Here is a 24,602-nt window from a genome sequence, read left to right as displayed (position 1 = left end):
GGAGATATTCGTGCGCCGTCGTCTTTTTGTAAATTCCATCATTGCCGTTTCCATGCTTCTGCCCGGCCTCGCCGTTGCGCAGGAAAAACCGGAACTGACGGTCTATACCTATGAGAGCTTCGTTTCTGAATGGGGTCCGGGTCTCAAAATAAAGGAAGCTTTCGAGAAGGTGTGCGCTTGCACCGTCAATTTTGTCGGCGTGGCGGACGGCGTGGCGCTTCTCAACCGGCTGAAATTGGAAGGTCCGGGGTCCAAGGCGGATGTCGTCGTGGGACTTGATACAAATCTGGTCGCGGAGGCGAAACAGACCGGCCTTTTCGATGTCAGCGGCGTTGATGCATCAGCGGCCAAGGTACCCGGCGGCTATGAGGACGATGTGTTCGTTCCCTATGATTACGGCCATTTTGCTATCGTCTATGACACCCAGACGCTGAAAAGCCCACCAACGAGCCTCAAAGAACTCGTGGAAGGCGACCCTGCCCAGAAGATAGCCATTCAGGACCCGCGCACCTCGACGCCGGGACTGGGGCTGCTTCTGTGGGTGAAATCGGTTTATGGCGACCAGGCGCCGGAAGCCTGGGCAAAGCTCAGGAAGCGGATCCTTACCGTTACGCCGGGCTGGTCGGAGTCCTACGGGCTCTTCACCAAGGGGGAGGTGCCGATGGTGCTTTCCTACACGACTTCGCCCGCCTATCATATGGTCGCCGAAAAGACGGATCGTTATCAGGCTGCAGCTTTCTCCGAAGGACATTACATCCAGATCGAAGTGTCAGGCCTTCTCAAAAACGCGCCGCACAAGGATCTCGCAAAGCAGTTTCTCGCATTCACCCTCACCTCCGGTTTTCAGGATACCATTCCCGAAAACAACTGGATGATGCCGGTTGCGGCAAACTCCGCCCCCCTGCCGGAGGCCTTTTCCAGACTCGTCGTGCCGCAGAAGACTTTCCTGATGCAGCCGGAAGAGGTCGCGAAAAACCGCAAGGCATGGATAGACGAATGGCTGACGGCCATGAGCATGAATTGAAGAAGAGGCCCGTCCACGCATGATGCTGCGTCGCGATTACCGGCGGTCAATCATTTTCGGGACGGCGGCTTTTGCCGCCGTTTTCCTGTTCATGGCGCTCGCCGTGTTTGCGCTTCTGTCCTTTGATGCGGGTGCATCCGCTTCCGGCATTTTGGACCCTTATACATTGCGTATTCTGCGCTTCACGGTTTATCAGGCGACGCTCTCCACCCTTCTTTCCATCATTCTTGGTCTTCCCGTGGCCTTGGCACTCTCCCGGCAGCGGGAGTTTCCGGGAAGGATCTGGATCATCCGGTTGATGGCAGTGCCGATGGGGCTGCCGGTGATCGTCGGCGCCTTCGGTATCATTACCATCTGGGGGAGGCAGGGTGTCCTGAATACGCTTCTTGTTTTCGCCGGCGCGGAAGAACCTTTCAGCATTTACGGTCTTTCCGGCATCCTCATTGCTCATGTGTTTTTCAATCTGCCGCTTTCCGTCCGGTTATTGCTGGCCGGGCTGGAGCGTATTCCGGGCGAATATTGGCGCATGGCGGCGAGCCTCGGCATGGGGCCGATCTCGGTTTTCCGTTTTGTCGAATGGCCGGCCGTGTCCCGGCTTGCTCCGGGTATCGCCGGCCTCATCTTCATGCTTTGCGCCACCAGTTTTACGCTCGTGCTCCTTTTGGGCGGCGGGCCGGCGGCGACCACCCTGGAGGTCGCAATATACCAGGCGCTGCGGTTCGATTTCGATCCGCAGCGGGCGATCGCGCTCTCGGTTCTGCAGATCGTCCTCACCGCGGCCCTGCTCGGCCTTCTGGCCTTCCTGCCGTCGCCGGAAGCGGAAATCGCTTCACTTGGCCGGCCTGTGCGCCGTTTCGATGCGGGCCGGGCGGCGGCCCGCCTGTGGGATGGTCTAATCATCGTTTCCGCGGTGCTTTTGATCGGACTGCCGCTGGTCGCCATTGTCTTCTCGGGCGTCCAGGCAGACCTGCCGCGCCTCATCACAGCACCGGTCTTCCTGCGCGCGGCGACGACAAGTCTTGGGATTGCCGCGTTCTCGGCAATTTTCGTGATCATCGTCAGCATGGCGATCATCCGCGCACGTCAGGCGGTCAGCGCGAAACGGCGGGCCGCGCGGCCTCTTCACCTCTTGTCCAGCGTTCTCGGCGCGGGATCGTCTCTGGTTCTGCTGGTTCCGCCTGTCGTGCTCGGAAGCGGATGGTTCCTTCTCTTGCGGCCTTTCGGTGACGTCGCTGTTTATGCCCCGGTTCTCGTGGCGCTCATCAACATGCTGATGGCCCTGCCGCTTGCCATGCGGGTGCTGGAGCCGGCCGTCACCAGCCATTTTCTCCGCACCGGCCGACTTTCCGCCAGCCTCGGGCTTCAGGGTCTGCCGCGGCTGCGGTTCGCCGATCTGCCCGTCCTGTGGCGGCCGCTGGCCATGGCATTTTCCTTCGCGATGGCCCTGTCGCTTGGCGATCTCGGCGCGGTTGCCCTGTTCGGTTCAGAGAATTTCGTCACCTTGCCGTGGCTCGTCTATAGCAATATGGGCAGCTACCGGACCAACGATGCCGCCGGTTACGCCTTTCTTCTCGGTGTGGTCTGCCTCGTGCTTGCTGCAACCGGCATGTCGCGACATTCACAACCAGAGCGGGTAAAAGCGGCAGAGGCGATGACATGAAGGGCGACGATTTCGCAGTGCAGCTTGACAGGGTCAGGCTGCGGCTTGGAATGCAGGATTTCGACCTCGACTGTGCGTTTCCGCAGGGGCAGGTCACCGCTGTCGTCGGTGCATCCGGTTCGGGAAAATCGACACTGCTTAACCTCGTTGCCGGTTTCGAGTTGCCGGATTCCGGCCGCGTGATGATCGGCGGACGGGACGTGACGACGCTCGACCCTTCCGAAAGGCCTGTCTCTTCGATCTTTCAGGACAATAATCTTTTTACCCATCTCGACGTTTTTACCAATGTCGCGCTTGGCATAAGCCCCACGCTAAGATTACGCGCGGAAGACCGGCAAAGGATAAATATTGCGCTTGCGCGCGTTGGTCTTTCGGGTTTCGGCAAGCGTTTGCCGGGCACGCTCTCCGGAGGAGAAAGGCAGAGGGCGGCGCTTGCGCGCGCATTGGTCAGGAAGAAGCCCGTCATGCTGCTCGATGAACCTTTCGCCGCACTTGATCCAGGGCTACGGGCGGGCATGAGTTCTCTGTTGCTTGACTTGCATCAAGAAACAAATAATGCGGTGATTATTGTGAGCCATCACCCGGAAGACATAAAAAGATTAGCGCGGCGGGTGGTTTTTCTTGATCGTGGCCGTGTCGTTTTTGCCGGAGCGACAGCGGATTTCTTTGCCACACAAAATGTGAAGGCCGTGGACAGTTTCCTGAACGGGTGACCGCCTTATTTTCGACGCGCGCCGCTGGCAATCGCTTTAGATGACTTCAATGGCGCTAATTTGCACTTGCCAGTTTCAAGTTGTTGCCCGAGAAAAGATGAGAATTATTGCGTTCTTCAGGAATATTCCGGATTTGATGGATCGATTTTACCGTCTCGGCATTCATCGCCCGTTGGGGCGAATCTGTTATTCTGGTCTGCAATTAACGGATGATCAGGAACGTTAAGGGGCAGGCATAGAGAATGAAAAATAGCATGACTGCACAGCGGAGGCTCTTCTCCGGTTCAGGCCTTCGCCGTTCCGGCCGGCTCGCTGCGGCGTGGTCCGCGCTGACCGCTTCTGCCGTGTTGCTGTCATCGTGCCAATCTCTTTTCAGCCCGGCCTACCAGTCCACATTGCGTCCCTCGGACAATCCGCAGACGGTGGAAGAGGTTCAGAAGAACGATCCGCGCGCGCAGATGGGCGCACGCGAACATCCACGCATCGTGGCAAGCTATGGCGGCGAATATCGTGATGCCAAGACGGAGCGGCTTGTCGCACGGATTGCCGGAGCGCTGACGGCCGTCTCCGAAAATCCGCAGCAATCCTACCGCATCACCATTCTCAATTCGCCCGCCATCAACGCTTTCGCTTTGCCCGGCGGGTATCTTTACGTGACGCGCGGGCTTCTGGCGCTCGCCAATGACGCCTCGGAAGTGGCGGCCGTGCTGTCGCACGAAATGGGCCACGTCACCGCCAACCACGGGATCGAACGTCAGCGCCGCGAAGAAGCGGAAGTGATTGCGAGCCGCGTGGTTGCAGAGGTCCTGTCCAGCGATCTCGCCGGCAAGCAGGCGCTGGCCCGTGGCAAGCTGCGGCTTGCAGCTTTTTCGCGCCAGCAGGAGTTGCAGGCGGATGTGATCGGGGTACGCATGCTTGGCGAGGCGGGTTACGATCCTTACGCATCGCCGCGCTTTCTTGATTCCATGGCGGCCTATGCGCGGTTCTCTTCGGCCGATCCGGAAAACGACCAGAGCCTCGACTTCCTTTCGAGTCACCCCAATACACCACAGCGCATCGAGCTTGCGCGCCGGCATGCCCGTGCCTTCGGCCAGGAAGGCCAGGTCGGAGATCGTGGCCGAGACTGGTTTCTCGATGGTATAGACGGGCTGCTTTACGGCGATAGCCCGCAGGAAGGTTATGTCCGCGGCCAGACATTCCTGCATGGAACGCTCGGCATTCGTTTCGACGTGCCGGAAGGTTTCGTGATCGACAACAAGGTTGAGGCTGTGCTGGCGACAGGGCCGGGCGAGGTCGCAATCCGTTTCGACGGCGTCGCCGATCCGAAACAGACGAGCCTTGCCAATTACCTGACGAGCGGCTGGGTCGCCGGCCTGCTGCCTGAAACGGTAAAGGAAACGCAGATCAACGGACTGGAGGCCGCGACAGCCCGGGCAAGCGCGGATAAATGGGATTTCGACGTCACGGTCATCCGCGTCGGCCAGCAGATATTCCGGTTCCTGACCGCGGTGCCGAAGGGCAATACGCAACTCGATTCCATCGCCAATACCTTGCGCACCAGCTTCCGCAAGATGACGCCGCAGGAGATCGCCTCCCTGAAGCCGCTAAGAGTGCGGGTGGTGACGGTGAAGCCGGGTGAAACCGTGGCCACGATGGCGGCGCGGATGATGGGAACGGAGCGGAAGCTTGACATGTTCCGCATGATCAACGCGATGGGCGCCACGGCCACGATTCAGCCCGGGCAAAGGGTAAAGATCATCTCTGAATAACAAAAACCCCGGATCACCCCGGGGTTTTATGTTCAGACCTTCACCCGGCAATCACTGCCACTCACGAACGTCAACAAAATGACCCGCAATGGCTGCCGCCGCCGCCATGGCGGGGGAGACGAGGTGGGTACGGCTCTTATAGCCCTGACGGCCTTCGAAATTGCGGTTCGAGGTGGACGCGCAGCGTTCGCCGGGTTTCAGGCGGTCGTCATTCATGGCAAGGCACATGGAGCAGCCTGGCTCGCGCCATTCGAAACCGGCTTCGAGGAAAATCCTGTCCAGACCTTCCTTTTCCGCCTGTTCCTTCACGAGACCGGAGCCGGGCACGATCATGGCCGAAACGGTGGGAGCGACTTTACGGCCGTCAACGATCTTCGCCGCCGCGCGCAAATCCTCGATGCGGCCATTGGTGCAGGAGCCGATGAAGACACGGTCGATGGCGATATCGGTGATGCGCGTGCCGGGCTTCAGGCCCATGTAGTCAAGCGCACGCCACTTGGAGGCGCGCTTGTTTTCTTCCTCGATGTCGTCGGGATTGGGAACAATGCCTTGAACAGAGGTTACATCTTCCGGAGAAGAGCCCCAGGAGACGATAGGCGGAAGATTGGCCGCATCGAGGATGACGACCTTGTCGTAATGGGCGCCCTCGTCGGATTTCAGAGTCTTCCAGTAGGCGATCGCCTGTTCCAGCGTTTCGCCCTTCGGCGCACGCGGCTTGTCCTTGATGTATTCGAAGGTCGTTTCGTCAGGCGCAATCAGGCCGGCGCGGGCGCCGCCCTCGATGGTCATGTTGCAGACCGTCATGCGACCTTCCATGGAGAGCGAACGGATCGCCTCACCAGCAAATTCGATGACATGGCCGGTGCCACCGGCGGTGCCTATCTCGCCGATAATGGCGAGGATGATGTCCTTGGCGGTAACGCCCTCGGGGATTTTGCCATCGACACGCACCAGCATGTTCTTGGCTTTCTTCTGGATCAGCGTCTGTGTGGCCAGAACATGCTCAACTTCGGAGGTGCCGATGCCATGCGCCAGTGCGCCGAATGCGCCGTGGGTGGAGGTGTGGCTGTCGCCGCAGACGATCGTCATACCCGGCAGGGTGAAACCCTGTTCGGGACCGACGATGTGAACGATGCCCTGGCGCTTGTCGCGTTCGGAATAATATTCAACGCCGAAGTCCCTGGCATTCTGAGCCAGCGCTTCCACCTGAATGCGGCTTTCTTCGTTCTTGATGCCTTCCAGCCGGTCGGCGGTGGTCGGCACGTTATGATCGACCACAGCGAGCGTGCGGGCCGGCGAATGCACCGGACGGCCGGCGATGCGCAGACCTTCGAAGGCCTGGGGGCTCGTCACCTCATGAACGAGGTGACGGTCGATATAGAGAAGACAGGTTCCATCCGGGTCGCGATTGACGACGTGGTCGTCCCAGATCTTGTCATACAAAGTGCGGGGTGCGCTCATGGCTCTGTGCCTTGTCATGGAAAAGGATAATAGGGTTCAGTAAGGCGGTGGACAGCGGTGCTGTCAGGCGAGCCTAAGTCGGCTGGTGAGCGCCCCGGAAACGCGCGCAAAGAAGCGTGCCGGCAGACGCTTGTGGTCCTGCAGCACATACACATTCTGAGCGAGACATCCGAATTTAGATCCCATGGCAACTTTCATAGCAGATCGATGGTTTTACGGCAACATGAATGCGCAGGAGACAGGCTGAAGGACAGGATCGTGCCAGCACTATGCACTGCATCACGGCGAGACGGCCTGCCCAGCAACGCTTTGCAATTGTTATGATGCAACGCAACTTGCCTATTTTGCAGCGCACATATAGATGGGTTCCCTTATCATTTGCATTCGACGAGAAATCGAAGGGAGGAAAGCATATGGTATCCGAAAAGGCCCTTATCTCGAAGATCACCTGGCGGCTCATGCCGTTTCTTGGCCTTCTCTATCTCATCGCCTATATCGACCGACAGAATGTCAGCTATGCCAAGCTGCAGATGGTCGATGCGTTGAGCCTCAGCGAATACGCCTATGGTCTTGGCGCGTCGCTGTTCTTCATCGGCTACTTCATCTTCGAAGTGCCGAGCAACCTGTTCCTCAACCGCTTCGGCGCCAGCAAATGGTTTGCCCGCATTCTGGTTTCCTGGGGGGCCGTCACAATTGCGCTTGCTTATACGCAGAACGCCACGATGTTTTACATCCTGCGCTTCCTGCTCGGGCTTTGCGAGGCGGGCTTCTTCCCGGGTGTGCTGTTCCTGATGACGCTCTGGTTCCCGCGCGATTATCGCGGCCGCATGATCGGCCTGTTCATGATCTTCAGCGCGCTCGCCAATGCCATCGGCGCGCCGCTCGGCGGCATGTTGCTCGATCTCGACGGTTTCCTCGGTTATGCCGGGTGGGAATGGGTATTCCTTGCCACTGGTATTCCGGCTGTGATCGCTGGCATAGCCACCTTCTTCTATCTGGATGATACGCCCGAAAAGGCCAAGTTTCTGTCGCAGGACGAGAAGGACTGGCTGAAGAACCGGCTTGCCGAAGAGAACAAGGGCATGGAAGAGCATGCGGAAGATGGCTTCAAAGCCCTGATCAATCCGCGGGTTCTGTTCATGTCGCTCTGCTATGTTGGATTTCCGCTGGCCGCCTATGGTCTCAGCTACTGGCTTCCAACCATCGTGAAGAGCTTTGGCGTTTCCAACACCGCGAACGGTTTCATCAACATCATCCCCTGGGTGATCGTTGCCGTTGCCTTGTTCGTCGTGCCTCTGGCGGCCGATAAGGCAAAGAACAAGACGCCCTATATCGTTGGTCCTGCCTTTATCGGTGCGTTTTGCCTGCTGATGTCGGCATTGCTGAGCGACCCGGTGTTGCAGTTCGCTTTCCTCTGCATCGCCGCTGCAGGTATCTTTGCAGGCCAGCCGGTGTTCTGGAGCCTGCCCGGCCGCTTCCTCAAGGGAGCGGGCGCTGCTGCGGGTATCGCCGCCATCAATTCGGTCGGCAATCTCGGTGGCTTCGTGGCGCAAAACGTCGTGCCCTGGATCAAGGATCAGACCGGCAGCACCATTGCGCCGATGTTCTTCCTTGCCTTCTGCCTCGCGCTTGCCGGTGTGCTAGTCATCATCGCCACCCGCAAGATGGGCAATCAGGCTCAAACCGCCTGAACCAAAAGAGAGGGATGGCCGGATTGCTTCCGGCTGTCCCCTTTCCCTCATCCTTGTTTCGAGCGCATCGCCTTTTCAATCCGCCGCAATATCAGTGATAGGCCTATGGTCAAGATCAGGTAGATATAGGCGACGATCGAATAGGTCTCGAAAAACCGGAAAGAACCGGCGGCATAGACTTTTCCCATTTGGGTGATGTCGGTGACGCCGAGCACCGAAACAAGTGAGCTGTCCTTCACCATCGACACGAAATCGTTCGAAAGCGGCGGAAAGATCGTCCGGGTCGCCTGTGGCAGAGTGATCAGCCTGAAGCGCTGATAGCGGCTGAAACCGAGGGCCTTTGCTGCCTCGATCTGCCCCTCCGGAACGGCCTGTATGCCGGCGCGGAATATCTCTGCAATGAAAGCCGCATAACCGATGGTCAGTGCGATGATCGCCCGCCAGATCAATGATACGTCCCGCACAAGCAAAGGCTCCACCCATCCCTGTGAGACAAGCGGAGCAGTCAGCCCGTTATAGAGCGCCACCAGGCCTGGCGTTCCCACAAAAGCGATGTAGAAAAGCAGAACGATGATCGGTATGCCGCGAACCACTTCGATGTAAAACCGTGCCACTTGCCGTGCCACGATATTATCAGCCATTCCGACGAGGGCGATGCAAAGGCCGAGCAATGTTGCCAGCATAAAGGCCGTGAACGTGACGGAAACCGTGATGCCGACACCTTTTGCCACGGTGCTGAACACCTGCGTGTAAATGCCATTGACAGCGATCATCGCGGCAAGGGCAATGCCGATCACGAGGATCGCGAGCAGCCACCAGGGAAAATCCTCGCTCGTGCTGTTCTGCGTGTTCCGCTTTGTTGTGGCGTCGTGCAGCGTCATTCGCCAAGCTTGTAGTCGAGGAACCACTTCTTATCGAGTGCGGCGAAGGTGCCGTCCGCCTTCAGCGCCGCGATCGCGGCATTGACAGGGGCAACGAGATCGGAACCTTTTTTGAAGATGAAACCGAAGTCATCGCCGCCAAGCGGACCACCGATCAGTTTGAGCGTGCCGTTTGACGCATCGACATAACCCTTGCCGGCAACGCCATCGGTGAGCACGAGGTCGACATCGCCTGTTTTCAACGCCTGAACGCTGGCGCCGAAGGTTTCCATCAGACGAAGGCGCGGATTTTGCTCGTTGCCATCCAGAACATCGTAAACGGCGGTGTAGAAGGGCGTGGTGCCGGCCTGTGCGCCAACGAGACCTTTATCGAAGGCGGCGAAACTCTTTGCGTCGGTAAAGCGGTTTTCATCTGCCCGCACCAGCATGAACATTTCCGAACGCATATAAGGGACGGAGAAATCCACTTTTTCCCTGCGGTCGTCCTTGATGCTGATTCCGGTCATCCCGATGTCGTATTGCCCCGCAGAAACTGACTGGATCATCGCGTCCCAGGAAATATTCTGATATTCGACCTTGAAATTCAGCCGTCTGGCGATCTCTTCCATCGCATCATATTCCCATCCGATGGCTTTTCCGCTTTTCGGGTCGACGAATTGCAGCGGCGGATAGGCATTTTCCGTGACCACGACGACGGTGCGTCCCTCAAGATCCGGCAGATCGACGGCGCCGGCGAGTGCAGGCGTCATGGCCAATACGGCGAGGGCGGCGAGAAACGGGCGTCTGGCGATCATGAAAGGCTCCGGAGCGATTTTTCTCAAATTGCACGCTTGCCGGAGCGAGAGCAAGACATGTGAGCGCAACAAAAAAAGGCGGTCCCAAGACCGCCTTTTCCGTAAATCCAGTAAACTGGAAATCTTATTCTGCTGCGGTTTCTGCAGCCTTTGCTGCTTCTTCTGCTGCCTTGGCTTCAGCAGCTTCGGCTGCTGCCTTTTCGGCGGCGAGAGCCTGTGCTGCTGCTACCTTTTCAGCTTCCAGACGTGCCTTTTCTTCGGCAGCTGCCTGGCGCTCGGACTCGTTCAGCTTACGGGCGCGCGTACCGGTGTTTTCAACGATACGGGCAGCCTTGCCGCGACGGTCGCGCAGATAGTAGAGCTTCGCACGACGAACCTTACCGCGGCGAACGATTTCAACGCCTTCGACCAGCGGCGAGTAGATCGGGAATACGCGCTCTACGCCTTCGCCGTAGGAGATCTTGCGAACGGTGAAGCTTTCGGAAAGGCCGCCGCCGGAACGGGCGATGCAAACGCCTTCATAAGCCTGAACGCGGGTACGGTTACCTTCGGTAACGCGCACGTTGACGCGCAGCGTGTCGCCCGGAGAAAACTCAGGCAGGGTGCGCTTTGCTTCGATCTTGGCAGCCTGTTCGGCTTCCAGCTGCTGAATGATATTGGTCATGTTAACCTCTGATTTCTTCTGAAACAGCCAGAGCGCTCAACGGTTGCCTGTCGGTCGATGCCTTCAGGCCATGCCTTGCGGCAGGAGCGGGTTCGCCATTCTTTGCTTGCGGTTAAAGGGGTAAACCCCAATTCCACGCGGGCACATACACGAGGATGCACCGTTTGTCATCCCTTCATGACAATTTTTATCAATTCTTCGCCGCGCTCTGACAGTTGCGAAGCGGCTTTCGGCCGGATATGGCATGAAAACCTTGGGAGGGGCCATGTCCATATTCATCGTTCTCATGCTGTTTGCAACCGGCTTTCTGTCAGGTGTCGTCAATGCGATTGCCGGCGGCGGCACATTCCTGACCTTCGGTGCGATGACGCTGGCCGGCCTGCCGCCGATTGTCGCAAACGCCACGTCGGCGATCGTGCAGTTTCCGGGCTACGTCACGTCCGTCATCGCCTATGGGCCGGAGATACGCGCCCATTGGCGCGAGGCGATCCTTCTGTCGGCTGTTTCCGTCGTCGGTGGGCTGGGTGGATCGGTCCTGCTTCTGTCGCTCGACAACCCCTCCTTTCGTCAGCTGGTTCCATGGCTGCTTCTCGCCGCCACCGCCGTTTTTGCCGCCGGCCCGTGGCTCAGGCCGAAGGCAAGCACCGAGCGCTCTCCCGGCAATCTGCCGAGCCTCGTCTTCCAGGGGCTTGCCTCCATCTATGGCGGCTTTTTCGGCGCAGGAATGGGCATCATGATGCTTGCCATCCTCGGAATAACCTCGGGCGGAAGCTATCATCATCTGAACGCTTTGAAGAACCTGCTGTCGGTGGTGATCGCGGTCATCGCGATTACGATCTTCGTCAGCGGCGGTGTTGTCTCCTGGTGGGCGGCGCTCATCATGTTTCCCGCGGCAGCGCTTGGCGGCTATGCGGGCGTGCACACGGCGCGGCGGGTGCCGCAGTGGGTCATTCGCTGGCTGGTGATTGCGGTCGGGCTGGTGCTGACGGCTTATTATTTCGTCTCGACCTGAGGCTTCTCAAGAAGGTCGGGCCGCCTTTCCTTCGTCAGCTTCAGCGCCTGTTCATGACGCCATTTGTCGATGACGGCGTGATTGCCGGAGGTGAGAACGGCGGGGATATCGCGGCCTTCCCAGACCTGCGGGCGGGTATAATGAGGATGTTCCAGCAGCCCGCCCTCGAAGCTTTCATGCACGCCGGAAAGGTCATTGCCCATGACGCCCGGCAGGATGCGGACGACGGCGTCCAGCAGCGTCAGCGCCGCCGGCTCACCGCCGGAGAGGATGTAATCGCCGATCGACACCTCCTCCAGCGCGCGCGCCTCGATGACCCGCTGGTCGACGCCTTCAAAACGGCCGCAGACGATGATTGCGCCGTCACCCGCCGCAAGTTCGCGCACACGGTTCTGGGACAAAGGCTTGCCGCGCGGGCTCATCAGCAGGCGCGGGCGCGTGTCACCATTGGAAACGTGGTCGATGGCCGCGGCCAGGACATCGGGTTTCAGCACCATGCCAGCGCCGCCGCCTGCGGGCGTGTCATCGACGCTTCTGTGCCTGTCGGTGGCGAATTCGCGGATCTGCACGGCGTCCAGCGACCATTGTCCCCGCTCCAGCGCCTTGCCGGCCAGCGAATATCCGAGATGTCCCGGGAACATTTCCGGGTAAAGCGTCAGCACGGTAGCCTTGAAGGTCATCGGTTACTTCTTGCCGAACGGCGGTACGCCGGTTTCGTCCTTGTCGTCGGGATTGTCGATCAGGCCGGCGGCCATCGGATCGATAAGAATGCGTCCGGCTTCGAGGTCGATCTCCAGCACCGCCGCCTCTGAAAAGGGAATGAGGGCCGGGCGACGGCCCGCACCCTTCAGCTCCAGCAGATCACCCGCGCCGAAATCATAGACCGCACTGACGGCGCCATAACTCTTGCCTTCGGCATCAACTGCCTCCAGCCCTTCGAGATCGGCATAATAGAATTCGTCGTCATCAAGCTCGTCGTCGGGCAGATTGTCGCGTTCGATGAAGAGTTCGAGCCCATTCAGGCTTTCGGCCGCATTGCGGTCGTTGACGCCCCTGAAGCGCACAATGACAACGTTCTTGCCCTCGCGAATTTCCAGAATTTCAAAAATGCGGCCATCGGCGCTGACCAGATTGCCGTAATCGCCGAGCGCCAGCGGGTCATCAGTATATGTGCTGACACGGACTTCGCCACGCAGACCCTGCGCGCCACCGATTTTTGCCATGAGTATCGGGTTTTCCAGCTTTGCCATCGGGCCGTCCGTCTTCTGGTATTGGTTGCGTCAGCTTTAAGGTTTGTTGACGCCAAAATAAACAAAAAACGGGCGGCGTGGAAATCCACGCCACCCGTTCCTCAAAAGTTTCCGTGCAGATTATTCTGCAGCAGAGGCTTCCGCAGCGGCAGCGGCTGCATCTTCAGCCTTCTGCTTCTTTTCAGCAACGCGTTCCAGAGCGCGCTTGCCCGGCTTTGCCTTTTCCGGGTTGCTGCGAGCGGCGCGCTCGGCAAGGCCGGCTTCTGCGAGGAAGCGCAGAACGCGGTCGGTCGGCTGTGCGCCCTTGGCGATCCATTCCTTGATGAGGTCAGCCTTCAGCTCAACGCGCTGCGGGTTGTCCTTGGCAAGCATCGGGTTCCAGGAACCGACCTTCTCGAGGAAGCGGCCGTCGCGGGGCGAACGGGCGTCAGCAACAACGATCTGGTAATACGGGCGCTTCTTGGAACCACCGCGTGCGAGACGAATTTTCAGTGCCATGTCATTTACTCCTTAGGATGGCTTGTCCGCCTTTCAGGCGGTCTTTTCTGTGCCGCCATGTTCGGCGGCGATTGCTTCATGATGCCGGATGACTTCCTTGATGATGAAGTTCAGGAACTTCTCGGCGAAATCCGGGTCCAGATTGGCGTCCTTTGCCAGGTGGCGAAGGCGTTCGATCTGGTATTCCTCGCGCGCCGGGTCTGCCGGCGGCAAATTGTATTTTGCCTTCAGCACGCCCACCGCCTTGGTACAGCGGAAACGTTCGGCAAGAATGTGAACCAGTGCGGCATCGATGTTGTCGATCGACTGGCGGTATTCGGAAAGCTGGGCTTTCACCTCTGTATTGTTCATTGGCGTCCCCCTCACTTCTTTTTCGGAAAGCCGGGAAGGCCCGGCATGCCGCCAAGACCCGGCAGCTTTGTGCCTCCGAGGCCCGGCAATCCGCCCGGCAGACCGCCAAGGCCGGGCATTCCACCCGGCTTGCCGAGGCCGGCGGCTTCCGCCTGCTTCTGGAGCGCTTCAAGCTGCTTCGGATCGATGTTGGACAAATCAGGCATGCCGCCGCCCATCATGCCACCGAGACCCATCTTGCCGGCAAGGCCGCCCATCATCTGCTTCATGATGCCGCCTTTGCCCTTGCCGCCCATGGCTTTCATCATGTCGGCCATGCCGCGATGCATCTTCAGAAGCTTGTTGATTTCGGCGGCATCGGTGCCGGAACCGGCAGCGATGCGCTTCTTGCGGCTGTGTTTCAGAATATCCGGATTGGCGCGCTCCGCCTTGGTCATGGAGGAGATGATGGCAATCTGGCGATCGAACATCTTGTCGTTCATGCCGGCTGAAGCCATCTTGTCCTTCATACCGGCCATGCCGGGCATCAGCCCCATGATGCCGCCCATGCCGCCCATCTTTTTCATCTGGGCAAGCTGGTCGGCCAGATCGTTGAGGTCGAACTTGCCCTTGGCCATCTTCTCGGCCATGGCGCGGGCTTTTTCCGCATCGATGTTTTCGGCGGCCTTTTCGACCAGCGAGACGATGTCGCCCATGCCGAGAATACGATCGGCGATACGGCGCGGGTGGAACTCGTCGAGTTCGTTCATGCGCTCGCCGATACCGATCAGCTTGATCGGCTTGCCGGTGACGGCGCGCATGGAGAGGGCCGCACCGCCGCGGCCGTCGCCGTCCATGCGGGTGAGAACAAGGCCGGTGATACCGACACGCTCATCGAAATTTCGCGCCAGATTGACGGCGTCCTGACCGGTCAGAGAATCCGCGACCAGCAGGATTTCATGCGGGTTGGACTTCTTCTTGATGTCGGCCATTTCCAGCATCAAGGGTTCGTCGATGTGTGTGCGGCCGGCGGTATCGAGAATGACGACGTCATGCCCGCCGAGCTTTGCGGCCTGCACGGCACGTGCGGCAATATCCGTCGGCGACTGGCCGGCAATGATCGGCAGCGTGTCGACGCCGGTCTGGACGCCGAGCTGGCGAAGCTGCTCCTGTGCGGCCGGACGACGCGTGTCGAGAGATGCCATCAGCACCTTCTTCTTGTCGCGGTCGGTCAGGCGCTTGGCGATCTTGCCGGTGGTTGTGGTTTTACCCGAGCCCTGCAGACCTACCATCATGATGACGACGGGGGCGGCCGCATGAAGGTCGATCGAGACGCCTTCGGTGCCGAGCATTTCGACAAGCTCGTCATGGACGATCTTGACGACCATCTGGCCGGGCTTGATGGATTTCAGAACGGCCGCGCCGACGGCCTTTTCACGCACTCTGTCGGTGAAGGAACGTACGACTTCCAAGGCCACATCCGCTTCCAGCAGCGCACGGCGAACCTCGCGCAGGGCGGCGGCAACATCGGCTTCCGTCAGCGCGCCACGGCCGGTCAGTCCATTCAGAATGGAACCAAGGCGGTCCTGGAGGTTTTCAAACATCGTTTCTTCCTTCTTCGTTCCGGGTTTCCGAAACGTCGGTGCTTTCGCTGGCAAAAACAAGACGCAAAGCCAAAAAGCACCCGAGGGCGCATCGCGCTGTCGGGTGTTGACCTCCGGGATCTCTTTATACCTTTTCGGGTCCCGGTCGGCGGCTTGGAGTCGTGAAACTGCCAGCTGATGGGCGGGATAAACAGGAAAGTGCCGGAAAAGTCAAGGCAGCGTTGGTTTCCGCCCGACAAAGCCTGCATTTCATCTTTGCGTGATCGGTCGTCGGCCGCCAGAGGCGGTGCTTGAACGGCGCCATTCTGCTCCCTATACATTTGTCATGAACCGTCGAAAATTTTTCCGTTTTTCCGCTGTTGGCCTGCTCGCTCTGGCGGGCGGCGGCCTTTATGCCCGTCGTTCAAGCGCCGGCGCTTATTATAGCGGCCCTATCTCCGATCATTTCGACGGGATACGCTTTTTCAATCCCGGTGGTACGCCGCCCAGCAACTTCATGGGTCTGCTGAAATGGCGCTTCAACGGTGAACGCGCCAAGTGGCCGGAAAGCTATGCGAGCCCGTTTCCGTTTGCGAAACCGGACAGCCGGGTCGAGGGTAAAGACATGCGTGTCACCTTCATCGGCCATGCTTCCTTTCTTATCCAAACAGCGGGCCTGAATATTCTCGTCGATCCCGTGTGGTCTGAGCGCACCAGCCCCTTCAGCTTCGCCGGGCCCAAGCGCGTCAACCCGCCCGGTATCCGTTTTGAGGATCTGCCGCCCATCGATCTCGTGCTGGTAACGCATAATCACTACGATCATCTGGATCTGGAGACGCTGAAGCGCCTGCATGTGGCGCACAAGCCGCTTTTCATCACGCCGCTCGGCAATGATGCCATCATCCGTACCGGCGTTCAGGCGGCGCGCATCGAGGTGGGCGACTGGGGGGATCTGATTGATGCCGGTGCGGTGAAAATTCACTTCGAGCCGTGCCATCATTGGTCGGCGCGTGGTCTGAACGACCGGCGCATGGCACTCTGGGCGGCGTTCGTCATCGAAACGCCGGGTGGGAAAATCTACCATATTGGCGATACCGGCTTCCACGAGGGCCTCAACTATCACGCCGCGCGCAAGAAGCATGGTGAGTTCCGCCTCGCCAACCTGCCCTTCGGCGCCTATGAGCCGCGCTGGTTCATGAAGGGCCAACACCAGAACCCGGCGGAAGCCGTGGAAGGCATGAAGCTTTGCGGTGCGGCGCATGTCTGCGGCCACCATTGGGGTACGGTGCAGCTGACCGATGAGGCGGTCGATGCGCCGCTCGCAGCCCTCAAGGTTGCGTTGACCGAACACGGGGTGGAGGAGAGCCGTTTCCGGCCGATGCGCCCCGGAGAGGTTTTCGACGTGCCTTCCGCCTGACAGCCGCCCCGTTTGCGACGCAACAGTCTGGTAATTTGCCGGTGTTTCCGCCATATAGGGCGAAAGCACGGGAAAATCCCGTATGAAAAGCGGTTTTCAGGTTTAAAGCGATGGCGAACACGGTCGAATTTGCGAAGATGAACGGGCTTGGCAACAAGATCCTGGTTGTCGATATGCGCGGCCGAAAGGATATGGTCACGCCAGAGGCAGCAATTGCCCTCAATGCCGATCCTGCCACCCAGTTCGACCAGATCATGGCCATCCACGATCCGCGTATCGCAGGAACGGATGCCTATATTGACATCCTCAACTGCGATGGCACCAAGGCGCAGGCCTGCGGCAACGGCACGCGTTGCGTGGTGCAGGCCCTGTCGTCCGAAACCGGCAAGACCAGCTTCACCTTCCAGACAGTGGCGGGTATTCTGAATGCCGTCGAGCATGAAGACGGCATGATATCGGTCGATATGGGGCTCCCGCGTTTCCGCTGGAGCGACATTCCGCTTTCGGAAGAATTCCACGATACCAGCCGCATCGAGTTGCAGATCGGGCCGATCGACGCGCCGATCCTGCATTCGCCCGCTGTGATGTCGATGGGCAACCCGCACGCCGTATTCTGGGTTGATCGTGATCCGATGGAGTTCGATCTCGAACGCTTCGGCCCGTTGCTCGAAAACCATCCGGTGTTTCCGGAAAAGGCCAATATCACGCTGGCGCAGGTGATTTCAGACAGCGCGCTTCGCACCCGCACCTGGGAGCGCGGCGCCGGGCTAACGCTTGCCTGCGGTTCGGCCGCCTGTGCTTCAGCTGTTTCCGCTGCCCGCACCGGCCGCACCGGCCGCAAGGTCAGCATCGATGTCGCCTCAAGCCCGATCCGCGTGCCGCTGACCATCGACTGGCGTGAAGATAACCACGTCATCATGACCGGCCCGGCCGAATGGGAATGGTCGGGCTCCGTCGATCCCATTACCGGCTTGTGGGCGCGGGATGCTGTCGAGCGGGGGGCTGTATGAGCGGGGTCGAGGTCATAACCTTCGGCTGTCGTCTCAACACCTATGAATCGGAAGTGATGCGGGCGGAGGCCGAAAAGGCCGGGCTTAACAATGCCGTGCTGGTCAATACCTGCGCGGTGACCGGGGAAGCGGTGCGACAGGCTCGTCAGGCGATCCGCCGCGCCCGGCGCGACAACCCACATGCGCGCATCATCGTGACGGGCTGTGCCGCCCAGACCGAGAAGCAGACCTTTGCCGACATGCCCGAGGTGGATGCGGTGCTGGGCAATGAGGAAAAGCTGAAAAGCGCCTCCTATCGCGCGCTGCCGGATTTCGGCGTTTCGGCGGAAGAAAAACTGCGCGTCAACGATATCATGAGCATCAAGGCGACCGCGCCGCAGATGGTGAAGCACATAGACGGGCATGTGCGCGCCTTCATCCAGGTGCAGAACGGCTGTGATCATCGCTGCACCTTCTGCATTATTCCCTACGGGCGCGGCAATTCGCGCTCCGTGCCGATGGGTGCGGTGGTGGATCAGGCCCGCCGGCTGACGGAGAGCGGCTACTGCGAGATCGTGCTGACCGGCGTGGATGCGACCAGTTACGGCGCCGACCTACCGGGTGAGCCTTCCCTCGGTTACCTCGCCAAGACATTGCTGAAGCAGATACCGGACATTCTGCGCCTGCGCCTTTCTTCCATCGACAGTATCGAGGCCGACCACCATCTGATGGATCTGATTGCCGGTGAGCCGCGTTTCATGCCGCATCTGCACCTGTCCCTCCAGCATGGCGACGACATGATCCTGAAACGCATGAAACGCCGCCATTCACGTGCCGATGCTATCCGCTTCTGTCAGGAGGTGCGGGCGCTCAGGCCAGATATCGCTTTCGGCGCGGATATGATCGCCGGGTTCCCGACCGAGACGGAGGAGATGTTCGAAAATGCCGCGACGCTTGCGGAAGAATGCGGGATTTCCAGCCTGCATGTCTTTCCCTACAGCCCGCGTGCCGGCACGCCAGCCGCACGCATGCCGCAGCTCGACCGCGCGCTTGTGAAGGAGCGGGCAGCGAGGCTGCGTGATCGCGGCGAAGTTCTCAAAGTGGCGCATCTGCAAAACATGGTCGGATCGGTGCAGACTCTCCTCGTCGAAAACAACGGTTTTGCCCATACGGACAATTTCACGCTGGTGGCGGCGCCCGATCTTGCCCCACGCACTCTTGCGCGGGTTGCGATTACCGGCCACAACGGCAAACATCTGAATATGAGGCTTCTAGCCGCAGATGCGGCCTGAGGCAGCGCAAGAAAAGAGACACGGGAACAACCATGGCCCTCGGCTTCATCAAAAAAGTCTTTTCGTTCGGCAAGGACAAGGCCGAAACGGAAGAGCGGCCGCAAGAGGATGCTGCGCTTGAGCGCGGCAATGAAAACGCCTCTTTCGAAGCGGCGCTGAACGACGCCGAAGCGCATGATGCTGTCGACAGGGATCCTGTTTCCGAACTGGAGATGGAGACGGCCGGCGGCCCGGCCCCCGACGAGGCGGAAGATCTAGCCTCCTCCGGCGAGAATGAAGACGAGGACGCGCCGCTTCTCCCCGGTGCCGAGCTTTCCGGCGATATGGGCCTGGTGCCACTGTCACTGCTACAGGCGGAAGCCGCTGCCGAGGAGCAGGTCGAGCCGATTCCGGAGGCTGCCGACGTCGTGCTTGATGCCGATGCGATGGATGCGCTGCTTGACGAGGCGGAAGCCGCGACAGCGCCTGAACCCATTGCGGTTCCACCAGCTCTGCCAAAGGGCTTTTCGTCCGCCAGTGAACGGCAGGAGCCTGCGCCTGCCGTAGCTGAGGTGAAACTGACGTGGTTCCAGCGCCTGCGAAACGGGCTTGCCCGCACGTCTTCGCAGCTAACCACACAGATTTCGGCGCTCTTCACCAAACGCAAGCTGGATGAGGACACGCTCGACGAACTGGAAGATCTTCTCATCCAGTCCGATCTTGGTGTCGAGACCGCCATGCGCATCACCGGCGCGTTGTCATCCGAACGCTACGGTAAGGATGTGAGCGGTGAAGATGTGGCGCGCATCATGGCTGGTGAAATCACCAAGGTGCTAAAGCCTGTTGCCAGACCTTTGGAACTCGATCTCTCGCACAAGCCGCATGTCATTCTCGTGGTCGGCGTCAACGGTACGGGCAAGACGACGACCATCGGCAAGCTCGCCGCCAAGCTTTCTGGCTCGGGCCTCAAGGTGATGCTGGCGGCCGGCGATACTTTCCGCGCAGCGGCGATCGAGCAGTTGAAGATCTGGGCCGACCGCACCGGCTCGGACTTCATCGGCACCAAGCTTGGGGCAGATGCCTCGGGTCTGGCTTACGATGCCTATGAGCAGGCTCGGGCGCAGAAAAGCGATGTGCTCATCATCGATACCGCTGGCCGTTTGCAGAACAAGACGGAACTGATGGCGGAGCTGGAAAAGATCGTGCGCGTGCTCGGCAAGCTCGATCCGGATGCGCCGCACACCGTGCTACAGACACTGGATGCGACAACGGGCCAGAACGCCATGAACCAGGTGGAAATATTCCGCAATGTTGCGGGCGTTTCGGGCCTGATTATGACAAAATTGGATGGCACGGCGCGGGGCGGTATCCTCGTCGCCATCGCTGCAAAACACAAGCTGCCGGTCTATTTCATCGGCGTGGGTGAAGGTGTTGACGATCTGGAGCCCTTCGAGGCGGAAGATTTCGCCAAAGCCATTGCGGGAGTTTGAGTATGGATATTGAAAGCAATTCCAAGGAAAGCGAAAAGATGGTGGCGGAAATCAGCCCGCTCCTGAAATTCGTGCTTGAGCTTGGCCCGCTCGTCGTTTTCTTTTTCGCCAATTCCCGCGGCGAATGGCTTGCCACCACTTTTCCGGTTCTAACAGAGTTCGGTGGCCCGATCTTCATCGCCACCGGCCTGTTCATGATCGCGACGGCGATTGCGCTCTCCGTTTCCTGGGTGCTGACGCGCAAGCTGCCGATCATGCCGCTGATTTCAGGCATCGTGGTCTTCGTGTTCGGCGCTCTGACGTTGTGGTTGCAGAACGACACTTTCATCAAGATGAAGCCGACCATCGTCAACACGCTGTTTGGCGTCATTCTGCTGGGCGGCCTGTTCTTCGGGCATTCGCTGCTCGGTTACGTCTTCAATTCCGCCTTCAAGCTTACGGATGAGGGCTGGCGCAAGCTGACGCTGCGCTGGGGTATCTTTTTCCTCTTTCTGGCGGTGCTGAACGAAGTTGTCTGGCGCATGTTCTCCACAGACGCCTGGGTGGCCTTCAAGGTCTGGGGCACGATGCCGATCACCATCATCTTCACCATGGCGCAGATGCCGCTTGTGATGCGCCATTCTGTCGAGCCGCTTGGCAAGGACGAAAAATGACAGTTGCGGAGATGCCGGCTTCCCGTTCGCGTTCGCTTAAATGGTTCGGCGTGGCCGCCGGGCTGCTTCTCCTGCAGATCATCATTCTCTACGCCATGGGCCGCATTCCGATTTGTGAATGCGGTTACGTGAAGCTGTTCGAGCCTGGCGTGAATACACCGGGCAACTCCCAGCACATCGCTGACTGGTACACCCCATCACATATTATCCACGGCTTCCTGTTCTACTGGTTTGCGTGGCTGCTGTTCCGCAACAAGCCGCTTTCCATGCGGCTTTCCCTTGCGGTGCTGGTAGAGGCCGCGTGGGAAATTCTTGAAAACTCGCCCATCATCATCGATCGCTACCGAACCGCGACGATGGCGCTGGGGTACACGGGCGACAGTATCCTGAACTCGGCGATGGACACGGTTTTCATGGCGTTGGGTTTCTTCTTCGCCGCCCGTGCGCCGGTGTGGCTAACGGTGGTGGTCGCCATCTTCTTCGAGATATTCACCGGCTGGCTGATCCGCGACAACCTGACGCTCAACGTCGTCATGCTTGTCTGGCCTGTTGAAGCCATAAAGGAATGGCAGAACGCGCTCCCGCAAATGTGAACGGTGTTCGTCGACATTGCAGTCCGAACGGCCCTGGAATCGCGCGATATATGCAGGCTTTCTTAAGGGCATTGCGGTAACATCCGGGTTCAAAGGCTCGTCTCTCCCTCCGGCAGAACCCATTGCAAGACAATTTCGCCTATCTTCTTCCCTTTATCATGCTGACATTCGGCGTGGTGTTTCTGTTCCTGCAGAGGACCGGGCAGGCTTCCGCCCGCTACTGGGGTATCGGATATCTTTCGGCGGCCTTTGCTTTTGCAACACCGCTGGTGCTTGGCGGGCTGCCTTTTGAAGTTCAGGCGATCCTTTCGAATCTGTTGTTCTTTTCCGCCTTCTTCCTCTATGGCCACGCGTTGCTCACCCATTTCGGGCGGCCGCTCTATACCAAGGCGCGGCTGTCGATCGTCGTGGTTGCGGTGTTGCTGGTTTCTTTCCATGTTTTCATCACGCCCGATCTGAAACGCGAACTCGTCATCGGCGATCTCGTTTGCGCCCTTTTGCTCGCTATCCCGGTCTGGCTCGTGCGAAAGCGCCCGGCTGCGCTTGCCGACAGGCTGATGGTGGGAATCGCCTGTCTCGTGGTGGTGGAGACGCTGGTGCGCATCGGCTTGCTGCTGGTGATGACGCCGGGAGGCTCGATGATCGAGCTCAGCGAGTTCTTCGAGTCGGATTATGCTTTCTACATGCAGCTTGCTGCGAGTATTTTTGGTTTCCTGCTCGCGCTTTCGGTGCTCGCGAGCCAGATTTCCGTCACCGTGGACCGGCATCAGCACGCGGCGGAGCATGACCCCCTGACGGACGTGCTGAACCGCCGTGGCTTCGACCGGCGTGTGCCCGACTTTCGCAATGATACGCCTGATGGCGCGGTGATTGCCTGCGACATAGACCATTTCAAGCGCATCAATGATGTCTACGGCCATGCGGCGGGAGACATCGTCCTCATCGGCCTTTCCGATCTTCTCACAAAAAATGTACCCGAGGATGCGCTGGTAGCGCGTTTCGGCGGCGAGGAATTCGTGGTGTTCCTGCCCGGTCAGACGGCTGATGCGGCCAGCCAGCTTGCCAATGGCATGCGGATAGGCCTGTCGTCACTGGATTGGCGCAACCGGGGTGTGACCAGTCAGATCACGGCGAGCTTCGGTGTTTCGGCGGTCGCGAGGGGCGATCATTCCATTCACGACGCCATCAAGCGTGCTGATGACAGTCTTTATGCCGCAAAACGCGGCGGTCGCGATCAGGTGGTGCTGGAAGGCATGCGTCTGCCGGCGGAAGGCCCGCCTCTGAGGGTCGTTAACAAGGCGTGATGCCTTACGAGCGGTTATTTCCCGGCTGCGGCCGCAATGGCCGGTCGCAGGTCGCGCTCGACGCTGCGGGCATCGAAGGGGCCGACCTTTTTGTAAAGGATCGTGCCGTCCGCGCCGACCAGGTAACTTTCGGGAATGCCATACACACCCCAGTCAATCGCCGCCTTGCCGCTGGGATCGATACCTATGGCAGCAAAGGGGTTGCCGAGCTCGCCGAGGAAGCGCAGGGCATTGTCCGGCTTGTCCTTGTAATTGATGCCGACGACAGTGATGCGGTCGTCTTTCGCCAGTTCCTGCAACAGCGGATGTTCCTGCCGGCAGGGAATGCACCAGGAAGCGAAGACATTGACCAGCGTCAGCTTGCCCTTGATGGCGGCATCCGTCAGTGCCGGCAGGTTCGAACCTTCCAGCGGCGGCAGCGACAGGGTCGGCGCCCTGGTGCCGATCAGCGCTGACGGTATGGCGCTGACATCCAGTCCGTTGACATCCTGATCATATAGCATCTTGCCGGCAACGAGGGCAAAGCCGCCGAACAGCAGCAAGGGAAGAAGCGCCAGCGCGTAACGTGCGCGGCCAGACGACCTGGATTTTGATGTGTCATTCTGGTTAGTCTGCGTCATTTGCCGTCACCAGCGGAACCGGCTCTTGCCCTGCGGCGCACGCCGGATGCTTCGAGTTCCTTCAGTTCCCGCTTGCGTGCCTGGCCGTCAACGACGACCCAGGCGATGAGACAGAGAACGACAAGGCCGGTCGCCGCATAGGACATGCCGATATAAAAGGCGTGTGTCATCCCTCAACCCTCCCGGTTCGCCATGCGAGCGGCAAGCCGGCGTTGCGCGGCCACGCGGCGGCGCCAGATTTCATTGCGCATGGCGGCGATATGCAGGGTGAAGAACAGCAACGTGAAACCGATCGCCATGGTCAGAAGCGGCCAGAGAAACTCCGCGTCGATGGCGGAGCCGCCCATCCGGATGACGCTTGCCGGCTGGTGCAACGTATTCCACCACTCGACCGAAAACTTGATGATCGGAATATTCACGAACCCGACGAGGATCAGCACCGCGCTGACGCGGGCGGCTCTGGATGGATCGTCCATGGCGCGGTTGAGTGCGATGAGCCCGACATACATCAGGAAAAGCACGAAAACGGAGGTCAACCGCGCATCCCACACCCACCAGGTTCCCCACATGGGTTTGCCCCAGAGCGAACCGGTGATAAGTGCGATGAGCGTGAAGGCTGCACCGATGGGGGCTGCGGCCTTATGGCTGACATCGGCTAGCGGATGGCGCCAGACGAGGGTGCCGATAGCGGATATTGCCATGACCGAATAACACATCATGGCCAGCCAGGCGGACGGAACGTGCACATACATGATGCGCACCGTGTAACCCTGCTGGTAATCTCCTTCCGAGGTGAAGGACATGTAGAGGCCGGCCGCCAGCACCAGCGCGGTCAAACCGGCGAGCCATGGCAGGATGCGTGCCGCCAGCGCCAGAAACCGCGTGGGATTGGCGAGATCGCTGAACTTGGTGATGGAGAAAGTCCGCTCGTTCAT

The 24,602-nt window shown here is 59.4% G+C and carries 25 protein-coding genes; 13 read left to right on the top strand and 12 right to left on the bottom strand.

The features are described 5' to 3' along the window. The first annotated feature begins 10 nt into the window (after window positions 1–10). From thiB to WA845_RS22070, 4 genes are all read left to right on the top strand, one after another. Entirely contained in the window at window positions 11–1,024 is a 1,014-nt protein-coding gene (gene thiB / locus WA845_RS22085) for a thiamine ABC transporter substrate binding subunit (RefSeq protein WP_112553140.1), read from the top strand. A 19-nt stretch (window positions 1,025–1,043) separates the two neighbouring features. Then, window positions 1,044–2,684 carry a thiamine/thiamine pyrophosphate ABC transporter permease ThiP gene (gene thiP / locus WA845_RS22080; RefSeq protein WP_112553142.1) on the top strand — a complete coding sequence of 547 codons (1,641 nt, stop codon included), beginning with the start codon at window positions 1,044–1,046 and terminating at the stop codon, window positions 2,682–2,684. Then, the gene (locus WA845_RS22075; protein WP_112553144.1) at window positions 2,681–3,397 is read left to right on the top strand and encodes an ATP-binding cassette domain-containing protein; all 717 of its coding nucleotides are present in this window, start codon (window positions 2,681–2,683) and stop codon (window positions 3,395–3,397) included. The genes thiP and WA845_RS22075 overlap by 4 nt, the downstream gene beginning before the upstream one ends. Window positions 3,398–3,651: 254 nt before the next feature. Continuing rightward, a complete protein-coding gene (locus WA845_RS22070) occupies window positions 3,652–5,166 on the top strand; it encodes a M48 family metalloprotease (RefSeq protein WP_034500057.1) in 1,515 nt (504 codons plus the stop codon). A gap of 51 nt (window positions 5,167–5,217) precedes the next feature. Here WA845_RS22070 and leuC read toward each other — a convergent pair whose 3' ends face one another. Further along, window positions 5,218–6,627: a 3-isopropylmalate dehydratase large subunit gene (leuC, locus tag WA845_RS22065; RefSeq protein ID WP_045533396.1), complete on the bottom strand. Its 1,410-nt coding sequence runs from the start codon at window positions 6,625–6,627 to the stop codon at window positions 5,218–5,220. Between the two features lie 413 nt (window positions 6,628–7,040). Here leuC and WA845_RS22060 point away from each other — a divergent pair, with 413 nt between their 5' ends. After that, entirely contained in the window at window positions 7,041–8,318 is a 1,278-nt protein-coding gene (locus WA845_RS22060; protein ID WP_022556971.1) for an MFS transporter, read from the top strand. A 47-nt stretch (window positions 8,319–8,365) separates the two neighbouring features. Here the strand turns inward: WA845_RS22060 and WA845_RS22055 are convergent, their stop codons facing one another. The 3 genes from WA845_RS22055 to rplS form a co-directional block, all read right to left on the bottom strand. Continuing rightward, on the bottom strand, window positions 8,366–9,199 hold the full coding sequence (locus WA845_RS22055) for an ABC transporter permease subunit (protein ID WP_112553146.1): 834 nt from the start codon (window positions 9,197–9,199) through the stop codon (window positions 8,366–8,368). After that, the gene (locus WA845_RS22050) at window positions 9,196–9,993 is read right to left on the bottom strand and encodes a transporter substrate-binding domain-containing protein (RefSeq protein ID WP_004443949.1); all 798 of its coding nucleotides are present in this window, start codon (window positions 9,991–9,993) and stop codon (window positions 9,196–9,198) included. The genes WA845_RS22055 and WA845_RS22050 overlap by 4 nt, the downstream gene beginning before the upstream one ends. A gap of 124 nt (window positions 9,994–10,117) precedes the next feature. Further along, entirely contained in the window at window positions 10,118–10,657 is a 540-nt protein-coding gene (gene rplS / locus WA845_RS22045; protein WP_003505101.1) for a 50S ribosomal protein L19, read from the bottom strand. A 265-nt stretch (window positions 10,658–10,922) separates the two neighbouring features. Between rplS and WA845_RS22040 the strand changes: the two genes are divergently transcribed. Then, window positions 10,923–11,669: a TSUP family transporter gene (locus WA845_RS22040; RefSeq protein ID WP_112553148.1), complete on the top strand. Its 747-nt coding sequence runs from the start codon at window positions 10,923–10,925 to the stop codon at window positions 11,667–11,669. On the opposite strand, the gene trmD is transcribed toward WA845_RS22040, so the two are convergent. The 5 genes from trmD to ffh all read right to left on the bottom strand — a co-directional run bounded on the left by trmD (window position 11,651) and on the right by ffh (window position 15,351). Continuing rightward, window positions 11,651–12,349, bottom strand: coding sequence for a tRNA (guanosine(37)-N1)-methyltransferase TrmD (trmD, locus tag WA845_RS22035; RefSeq protein ID WP_035207958.1), 699 nt, complete (start codon window positions 12,347–12,349; stop codon window positions 11,651–11,653). The two genes, WA845_RS22040 and trmD, sit on opposite strands and share 19 nt — an antisense overlap. A gap of 3 nt (window positions 12,350–12,352) precedes the next feature. Continuing rightward, window positions 12,353–12,919 carry a ribosome maturation factor RimM gene (rimM, locus tag WA845_RS22030; RefSeq protein ID WP_006698269.1) on the bottom strand — a complete coding sequence of 189 codons (567 nt, stop codon included), beginning with the start codon at window positions 12,917–12,919 and terminating at the stop codon, window positions 12,353–12,355. A gap of 120 nt (window positions 12,920–13,039) precedes the next feature. Then, window positions 13,040–13,417 carry a 30S ribosomal protein S16 gene (gene rpsP, locus WA845_RS22025; RefSeq protein WP_004443943.1) on the bottom strand — a complete coding sequence of 126 codons (378 nt, stop codon included), beginning with the start codon at window positions 13,415–13,417 and terminating at the stop codon, window positions 13,040–13,042. A gap of 33 nt (window positions 13,418–13,450) precedes the next feature. Beyond that, entirely contained in the window at window positions 13,451–13,768 is a 318-nt protein-coding gene (locus WA845_RS22020; RefSeq protein ID WP_003505091.1) for a chorismate mutase, read from the bottom strand. Between the two features lie 11 nt (window positions 13,769–13,779). Then, the gene (ffh, locus tag WA845_RS22015; RefSeq protein WP_004443941.1) at window positions 13,780–15,351 is read right to left on the bottom strand and encodes a signal recognition particle protein; all 1,572 of its coding nucleotides are present in this window, start codon (window positions 15,349–15,351) and stop codon (window positions 13,780–13,782) included. A 325-nt stretch (window positions 15,352–15,676) separates the two neighbouring features. Here ffh and WA845_RS22010 point away from each other — a divergent pair, with 325 nt between their 5' ends. The 7 genes from WA845_RS22010 (at window position 15,677) to WA845_RS21980 (ending at window position 23,047) form a co-directional block, all read left to right on the top strand. After that, window positions 15,677–16,747: an MBL fold metallo-hydrolase gene (locus WA845_RS22010; protein WP_112553150.1), complete on the top strand. Its 1,071-nt coding sequence runs from the start codon at window positions 15,677–15,679 to the stop codon at window positions 16,745–16,747. A gap of 110 nt (window positions 16,748–16,857) precedes the next feature. Continuing rightward, the gene (gene dapF, locus WA845_RS22005) at window positions 16,858–17,757 is read left to right on the top strand and encodes a diaminopimelate epimerase (protein ID WP_006698267.1); all 900 of its coding nucleotides are present in this window, start codon (window positions 16,858–16,860) and stop codon (window positions 17,755–17,757) included. Beyond that, complete coding sequence (mtaB, locus tag WA845_RS22000; protein ID WP_112553152.1) at window positions 17,754–19,028, top strand: tRNA (N(6)-L-threonylcarbamoyladenosine(37)-C(2))-methylthiotransferase MtaB; 1,275 nt, start codon at window positions 17,754–17,756, stop codon at window positions 19,026–19,028. Before dapF ends, mtaB begins: the two co-directional genes overlap by 4 nt. 32 nt (window positions 19,029–19,060) lie before the next feature. Further along, window positions 19,061–20,497: a signal recognition particle-docking protein FtsY gene (gene ftsY / locus WA845_RS21995; protein ID WP_112553154.1), complete on the top strand. Its 1,437-nt coding sequence runs from the start codon at window positions 19,061–19,063 to the stop codon at window positions 20,495–20,497. 2 nt (window positions 20,498–20,499) lie between these two features. Further along, entirely contained in the window at window positions 20,500–21,150 is a 651-nt protein-coding gene (locus WA845_RS21990; protein ID WP_112553156.1) for a septation protein A, read from the top strand. Continuing rightward, window positions 21,147–21,743, top strand: coding sequence for a DUF2585 domain-containing protein (locus tag WA845_RS21985; RefSeq protein ID WP_112553158.1), 597 nt, complete (start codon window positions 21,147–21,149; stop codon window positions 21,741–21,743). The genes WA845_RS21990 and WA845_RS21985 overlap by 4 nt, the downstream gene beginning before the upstream one ends. 122 nt (window positions 21,744–21,865) lie before the next feature. Continuing rightward, window positions 21,866–23,047 (top strand): GGDEF domain-containing protein, encoded by a 1,182-nt coding sequence (locus WA845_RS21980; protein ID WP_022556966.1) that lies wholly within the window; start codon window positions 21,866–21,868, stop codon window positions 23,045–23,047. A 14-nt stretch (window positions 23,048–23,061) separates the two neighbouring features. Here the strand turns inward: WA845_RS21980 and WA845_RS21975 are convergent, their stop codons facing one another. From WA845_RS21975 to WA845_RS21965, 3 genes are read right to left on the bottom strand one after another with little or no spacing between them, the layout of a single operon-like run. After that, window positions 23,062–23,667, bottom strand: a complete 606-nt coding sequence (locus tag WA845_RS21975) for a DsbE family thiol:disulfide interchange protein (RefSeq protein WP_022556965.1) — start codon at window positions 23,665–23,667, stop codon at window positions 23,062–23,064. Next, window positions 23,664–23,837 carry a heme exporter protein CcmD gene (ccmD, locus tag WA845_RS21970; RefSeq protein WP_004443917.1) on the bottom strand — a complete coding sequence of 58 codons (174 nt, stop codon included), beginning with the start codon at window positions 23,835–23,837 and terminating at the stop codon, window positions 23,664–23,666. The genes WA845_RS21975 and ccmD overlap by 4 nt, the downstream gene beginning before the upstream one ends. 3 nt (window positions 23,838–23,840) lie before the next feature. Next, the gene (locus WA845_RS21965; protein ID WP_337322575.1) at window positions 23,841–24,602 is read right to left on the bottom strand and encodes a heme ABC transporter permease; all 762 of its coding nucleotides are present in this window, start codon (window positions 24,600–24,602) and stop codon (window positions 23,841–23,843) included.

This window comes from Agrobacterium sp. CMT1, from assembly GCF_037203725.1.
GTDB lineage: Bacteria > Pseudomonadota > Alphaproteobacteria > Rhizobiales > Rhizobiaceae > Agrobacterium > Agrobacterium pusense.
The sequence above is the reverse complement of the archived record's forward strand: the minus strand, read 5'-3'. Positions and strand labels throughout refer to the sequence as shown.